The sequence below is a fragment of the Rhodococcus sp. 05-2254-6 genome, assembly GCF_002258565.1.
Lineage (GTDB): Bacteria > Actinomycetota > Actinomycetes > Mycobacteriales > Mycobacteriaceae > Rhodococcoides.
On sequence record NZ_NOZF01000050.1, the window covers coordinates 44,294 to 50,293 of the forward strand.

The 6,000-nt window shown below is 65.0% G+C and carries 7 protein-coding genes; 5 read left to right on the forward strand and 2 right to left on the reverse strand.

The genetic code is table 11. From position 1 onward, the window contains the following. Positions 1 to 96 precede the first annotated feature (96 nt). Positions 97 to 1,716 (reverse strand): sigma-54-dependent Fis family transcriptional regulator, encoded by a 1,620-nt coding sequence (locus CH256_RS06290; RefSeq protein WP_231893972.1) that lies wholly within the window; start codon positions 1,714 to 1,716, stop codon positions 97 to 99. A gap of 141 nt (positions 1,717 to 1,857) precedes the next feature. Here CH256_RS06290 and CH256_RS06295 point away from each other — a divergent pair, with 141 nt between their 5' ends. From CH256_RS06295 to CH256_RS06305, 3 genes are read left to right on the forward strand one after another with little or no spacing between them, the layout of a single operon-like run. Beyond that, the gene (locus CH256_RS06295; protein WP_094669119.1) at positions 1,858 to 2,457 is read left to right on the forward strand and encodes a DJ-1/PfpI family protein; all 600 of its coding nucleotides are present in this window, start codon (positions 1,858 to 1,860) and stop codon (positions 2,455 to 2,457) included. Continuing rightward, on the forward strand, positions 2,454 to 2,918 hold the full coding sequence (locus CH256_RS06300; RefSeq protein ID WP_068053555.1) for a MarR family winged helix-turn-helix transcriptional regulator: 465 nt from the start codon (positions 2,454 to 2,456) through the stop codon (positions 2,916 to 2,918). Before CH256_RS06295 ends, CH256_RS06300 begins: the two co-directional genes overlap by 4 nt. A gap of 7 nt (positions 2,919 to 2,925) precedes the next feature. Then, positions 2,926 to 4,161 carry a hypothetical protein gene (locus CH256_RS06305; RefSeq protein WP_094669120.1) on the forward strand — a complete coding sequence of 412 codons (1,236 nt, stop codon included), beginning with the start codon at positions 2,926 to 2,928 and terminating at the stop codon, positions 4,159 to 4,161. On the opposite strand, the gene CH256_RS06310 is transcribed toward CH256_RS06305, so the two are convergent. After that, positions 4,143 to 4,664, reverse strand: coding sequence for a dihydrofolate reductase family protein (locus CH256_RS06310; protein ID WP_256989384.1), 522 nt, complete (start codon positions 4,662 to 4,664; stop codon positions 4,143 to 4,145). The genes CH256_RS06305 and CH256_RS06310 overlap by 19 nt on opposite strands. Positions 4,665 to 4,807: 143 nt before the next feature. Between CH256_RS06310 and CH256_RS06315 the strand changes: the two genes are divergently transcribed. Then, positions 4,808 to 5,812, forward strand: coding sequence for an aldo/keto reductase family protein (locus CH256_RS06315; protein ID WP_094669121.1), 1,005 nt, complete (start codon positions 4,808 to 4,810; stop codon positions 5,810 to 5,812). A gap of 51 nt (positions 5,813 to 5,863) precedes the next feature. Next, positions 5,864 to 6,000 (forward strand): carboxylesterase family protein (locus tag CH256_RS27985; RefSeq protein ID WP_179272017.1); only part of this gene is annotated, 137 nt, incomplete at its 3' end.

Consider the following 6,000-nt stretch of genomic DNA (forward strand, 5'->3'; position numbering starts at 1 on the left):
CCGACGGTGCCGCTGCTCTCGTAATGCCGGGCGCGCATCCATGCATGGAATTGTGACCCCGATCACGGGTGGAGAGTGTTCAGAAAGTGGACAACCTCAGCCGAGGATGCCGAACTCGCGCATCCGCTTGTACAGCGTGGTTCGACTGATTCCCAGGCTCTCCGCCGTCGTGCGTTTGTTCCCGCCCTGCCGCGCCAACTCGTGCACGATGGCGTCGCGCATCGCGGTGTCGAGGGTGCTCATCCGTGTGGTCGACGCTTTCTTGCGCGGCCGGACCAGTTCCCGTTCGGTGATATCTCCGACGGATCTGCGCGACGCGGCCTCGGTGACCTCGGCTCGGAGTTCGCCGATGTTGCCCGGCCAGTCGTAGTCGATCAACGCCGACAACGCTGCCGGGGTGAAGTGCGCGCGGGACTCGAGCTCGGCCATGATGGCGCGGACCAGGTCCGGAATCTCGTGTCGGCGAGAGCGCAACGGGGCCAACTCGATGGTCTCGGCGCACAGGGACAGAAGTTGGCGATGTTCGAGTTCGGCCGAGTCGGTGGCCGAACTCGACAGCGCGTACCACCCGGGAGCGGACGACAGAATCGAATGCAGCCGGCTCGCCACCGGGCCGGTGAGGAAATGCACGTTCTCGACCACGACATCGTGTGCCGCCCGGATCTGATGCTCGACGCCTGCCAACCACTCGGCCGCAGTCGTCGTCACCAGATCCGACGCGTCGAACCAGCGTGGTGACGTCGTTGCTGTCCATCGGGCCAGAGTGGTGGATTTTCCGGTGCCGGGTTCACCGTTGACGCACAACGGCTTTCGCGTCTTCGGTGCCGGTGGTGGTGTACGCACGGTGTCGTGCGGATCGATCTCGATGACGATGCCCGCGGCCGACACCGGACGTTCCCAGCGCACGGTTGCATGCAGTCCGGAATTGAGAATCACATCCTGTACGACGCCGCTGCGCCGGACCGCATCGTCGGTGAGCGAACGTAGTGCGGAGTGATCGACTGTGTCCACTATTGTTGCAGCGCTGGTGTTTTCGAGCAGGATTTCGTCGGCTATCGCGATGACGGGTGCACCGCGGCGCTGTGAGGATGCGTACTGAAAAGCCTGGAAGAGTCGTTGTTCGCCCGAACGCGTCTCTTCGAGGAGCCTGCCCTGGATGTCCTGTGCGGCATGGACGAGCATCGGTTGGAGCAGCGGGTTGTCGTCGGAGGCCAGGAAGGTGATGTCGAGGACGCCCTCGATGCGGCGGGTGACGGGGTGGATGAGGGGGTGGCCGTAGCAGCCGAAGGTTTTCATCGACTCGATGTAGTGCTCCTCGGCGTGCACAGCGCACGGGGCGCGCATCTCGAAGCTTGTCGAGATCGAATTGGTGCCCGACGCCTGTTCGGTGAACGAGCGGCCGACGACCGCGCCCATGGAGGACACCGCATCTCGTAGCGAATGGGTTCCGAAACGGAGATCGACCAGCCGGGCGTCACGGTCCGCGAGCAGGACGCAGTACCCGGAGCCGTGGAGCACGCTCTCCATCCGATCGAGGATGGGATTTGCCGCGGCGAGGAGGCGGCTACGACGGTCGACGTCACGCAGGCTCGCCTGCTCCAGGGTGTCCGCCGGTGCGAGACCGCTCTGCGCCGACCGTTGCCAGGACTTGGCAATGGAATCTCGGAGCTTCTCGGCACCGCTGGGCATCTCGCGCACCTCCGTCGGCCGGCGCATGGTCGTCATACGACGGTATCGCCGACTGCTCCGCTCGACGCACGTTTCGACGGAACCTGCCCGATCGGGCAGTGGTGTATTGACAGCGTGCTGTCATGTGCGCAAAATGACAGCACACTGTCGAAATTCTGGAGGTTCGAGATGACAACGATCGCTCTGTACGCCACCGACACCATGGCCGACTGGGAGTACGGATACCTCACCGCCGGGTTGGCCATGGCTCGTGAACAAGACCCCGACGCCAATCGGCTGATCGTTGCATCCGAGACAGAAGACGTCGTCACGACGATGGGAGGTCTGCGAATCACTCCCGATGTCGCGGTGGCAGACCTTCCCACTCTCGATGCGTTGATTCTGCCCGGCGCGCCCAGTTGGGACTCCGGTCACGACGCGGTGCTGAGGCTCGCAGTCGAACTCGTTGCGGCGGGAACGCCGGTCGCGGCGATCTGCGGCGCAACGTTGGGTTTGGCCCGAACCGGACTGCTCGACGACCGGCCACATACCTCCAATGCCGCCGAGTTCCTCACGCAGGCAACCGAATACCATGGTTCGGAGTACTACCGCGACGAGAAGGCAGTGTCCGACGGCACCGTGATCACCGCAGGCGGCGTGAGCCCGTTGGAATTCGCGAAGCTCGTGTTCGAGCGGTTGAACGTGTTTCCGCAACCTGTGGTCGACGCCTGGTACGGCCTCTACACGACGGGGGAACGCAAGTACTACGACCAGCTGGCCGGCGCATGAAGCAGCGCACTCCCGAGGGAGATGCGCTGACTGCGCTGGTTCTGCCCGTCTTCGAGCTCAACGGTGAATTCCTCGCCGCCGCACAGGACATCACCGAGCCGACGGGTCTGACTCCGGCGTGGTGGCAGGTTCTCGGAGCCACCTTGGACGAGCCGCTCTCGGTAGCCGACATCGCGCGACGCGTCGGGCTGGGGTTAGCGCGTCAGAGTGTGCAACGCACCGCAAATCTGTTGGTGGACAAAGGGTGGGCCGTGTACGTCGACAACCCGAACCACAAGCGCGCGAAGCTGTTGGAACCCACCGCCAAGGGCCGCGACACCGTTGCCGAGCTGCGGGATGCGCAACATGCATGGTCCGATGCCGTGGGAGCCGCTGTGGGAGAGGGCGAGCTGCAGGCCTTTGCGGCAACCCTGGAGAAGATCCTTAGGGCATCCAGGGACTATCGCGGCGGCAGTGCATAATTCGGGCATGGTTACGCTCGGGGTACTGCTGACCGGATTGCTGGCCGGGTTGTCGATGCAATCGGACGGCATCGACATCCTCGGCGACACCAGCGTCGGCGGGCTGCTGCTCTCCAGCGGCGGTGGGGGAGTCGCGGTCGCGCTGATCCTTGCGTCGGGTACGGCGATGGTCGTTCGTCGTCGCAGCGTTCTGGCCGGACTGTCCATCGCCGCTGCAGTTGTCATCGGGGGATCGGCAATGCTGTTCTCGTCCGATTTCGCCGAGGTGATGGCAGGCGGAGTCCTGTTGGGATGCAGTGCAGTGCAGGCGAACGGCACGCGGGTTCGGCAGGCGCTGCTGACGGCATCGTTTCTGCTAGGGCTGCTCAGTGTGGGTGCAGTAGAGGCGTTACAGCACAGCGCAATTCCCCGGCGCTACGCCGACTACCTCACCGAATCCGACATAGGCACACCGGTGGTCGTGCCGGTGCTCTGTGTGCTCGTGATGGTGGCTGCGGCGTGGGCAGCGCGCGCCGAACAGGGCGAAAGCCCGGCCACCGATCGCGACATCCGCACAGTCGCGGCAATACTGCTGGTGGCGATCGGTGGGCTGCTGCTCAATATGGTGTTCGTGTTCAGCATGTTCCAGAGCCTGTACGGGTTCGGCGGCCGCTGGTACTACGGACTCTTCGTCGTACCCGTGTTGTTCGCGGCGGCCGGCCTGCTACCGGGCCGCGGCGGCGTCATGGTTCTCGCCGGAACGGCGGTGTTGCTCACCTCGACCACCACGGCCGGGGTGGGTATCAGTGTCTCGGCCCGGGCCTGGACACTGGGACTGGTAGCTGTCACCGCAATCGCGGTGGCCGCCGGTGCCGCGCTCGGATTGCGTTGGGGGCGTCCGTTGATCGGCGTCGCAGTTCTGGCGGTGGTCTGCGTGACGGCACTGTTCGAGCAGCCGCCGCTGGACAACGTTCACTACGTCGCGACCCTGATCGTCTTTCCGGCCGCCGCAGCGTACCTGTACGTGGCGTGCACACCGGCCGCACCGACGCCGTCGACCCTCGGCCTCGCAATCCCGGCGGCGATCACGGTGCCGATGGTCGTCACCTACGGATGGACGTCGTACACGCCGTTGACCTCTGCACTGACGGACACGTCCTGGCCCCGCGTCGAACTCTGGCTCTCGACGGGCGGTGCATGTGTCGCCGTCGTGCTCGCAGGTCTCGGGATGTGGGCTCTGAACCGCTACCGGACTCTGCTGTAGACGACGTGTAGCACCTGATCCGATCCCACCGTCTCCGTCCGCTCGAACGCTGCCGGATCCCAACCGTCGTAGATCGGTTCTTCCGCTCCGAGAATCACCGGCGAGACCGCAAGATGGAGGTGATCGACGAGCCCTGCCTTCAGATACTGCCGAACCGTCGATGCCCCGCCGCCGAGGCGCACGTCTTTGCCCGACGCCGCCTCGTGGGCGCGATCGAGCACGGCCTCGATGGGGTCGTCGGTGAAGTGGAACGTGGTGCCGACCACCTCCAGAGGTGGCCGCGGGTGATGGGTCAGTACGAACACCGGGTGATGGTACGGCGGCTCCTCTCCCCACCAGCCGCGCCAGTCGTAGTTGGGCCACTCGTCGCGAACCGGACCGAACATGTTGCGGCCCATGATGGTTGCGCCGATGTTCTCGGTACCGAGGTCGAGCATCCGCTGATCGGCACCGGGGTGTTCGGTGTCGGAGTGATCGGCGAACACCCACTGGTGCAGCGCCATGCCGCCGACGCCCAGGGGTTGTCCGGGCTCTGATCGGGACCGGCGGCGAAACCGTCGAGCGAGAACGACAGATTGTGTACGCAAGTGTCATACCCGAGTAGACCAGCAGCGAACCGCGAAGTCACCGGAGTACCGTTTTCTTCATGGCTTACAGATACCTCGGAAACAGCGGACTGAAGATTTCGGAGATCACCTACGGCAACTGGTTGACCCATGGATCGCAGGTGGAGAACGACATCGCCACCCAGTGCGTACGCGCGGCCCTCGATGCCGGCATCACCACGTTCGACACGGCCGACGTCTACGCCAACGGAGCAGCCGAGACGGTGCTGGGTGACGCGCTGAAAGGCGAGCGTCGGGAATCGCTGGAGATCTTCACCAAGGTCTACTTCCCGGTCGGACCCAAGGGCCCCAACGACACCGGACTCTCGCGCAAGCACATCCTCGAAGGCATCGACGCGTCGCTGCGTCGGCTCGGCACGGACTACGTCGACCTCTACCAGGCCCATCGCTACGACGTCGAGACTCCACTCGAAGAGACCATCGCCGCGTTCGGTGACGTCGTCCGCCAGGGCAAGGCGCTGTACATCGGCGTCTCCGAGTGGACCGCCGATCAACTGCGTGCCGGGCAGGAACTCGCCCGTCAGAACGGCTTCTCGATCATCTCGAACCAGCCGCAGTACTCGGCCCTGTGGCGCGTCATCGAGGATCAGGTGATCCCGACGTCGAAGGAACTGGGTATCTCGCAGATCGTCTGGTCGCCCATCGCCCAGGGAGTGCTCACCGGCAAGTACCTCCCCGGCCAAGCTCTGCCCGACGGCTCGCGCGCCAAGGACGACAAGGGCGGCGACAAGATGATCGCGCGCTACCTCGACGACCAGACGCTGACCCGCGTGCAGCAGCTCAAGCCGATCGCCGACGATCTGGGAATCACCATGGCGCAGTTGGCTGTTGCGTGGGTGCTGGCCAACGACAACATCGCCGCCGCACTCGTCGGTGCCTCCCGCCCCGAGCAGATCGCCGAGAACATCAAGGCCTCCGAGGTCACCCTCGACGGCGACGTGCTCGCGAAGATCGACGATGCGCTCGGCGATTCGGTCGAGCGTGACGCGGGGAAGACGGGCTCGCCGGAAGCACGTCTGGTCTGACCGCCTGCCGGCGTCGGTCCGAGGCGAACAGGGTAATAAGGACGTATGGACATGATCACCGTCGATACACCTCAGGGCCAGGTTCGCGGTCGGACCGACGCCGGCGTCTCCTCGTTCCTCGGGGTGCCGTATGCCGAGGCCCCGTTCGGCCCCCGTCGATTCCAGGCACCGTCGCGGCCGCCCACCTG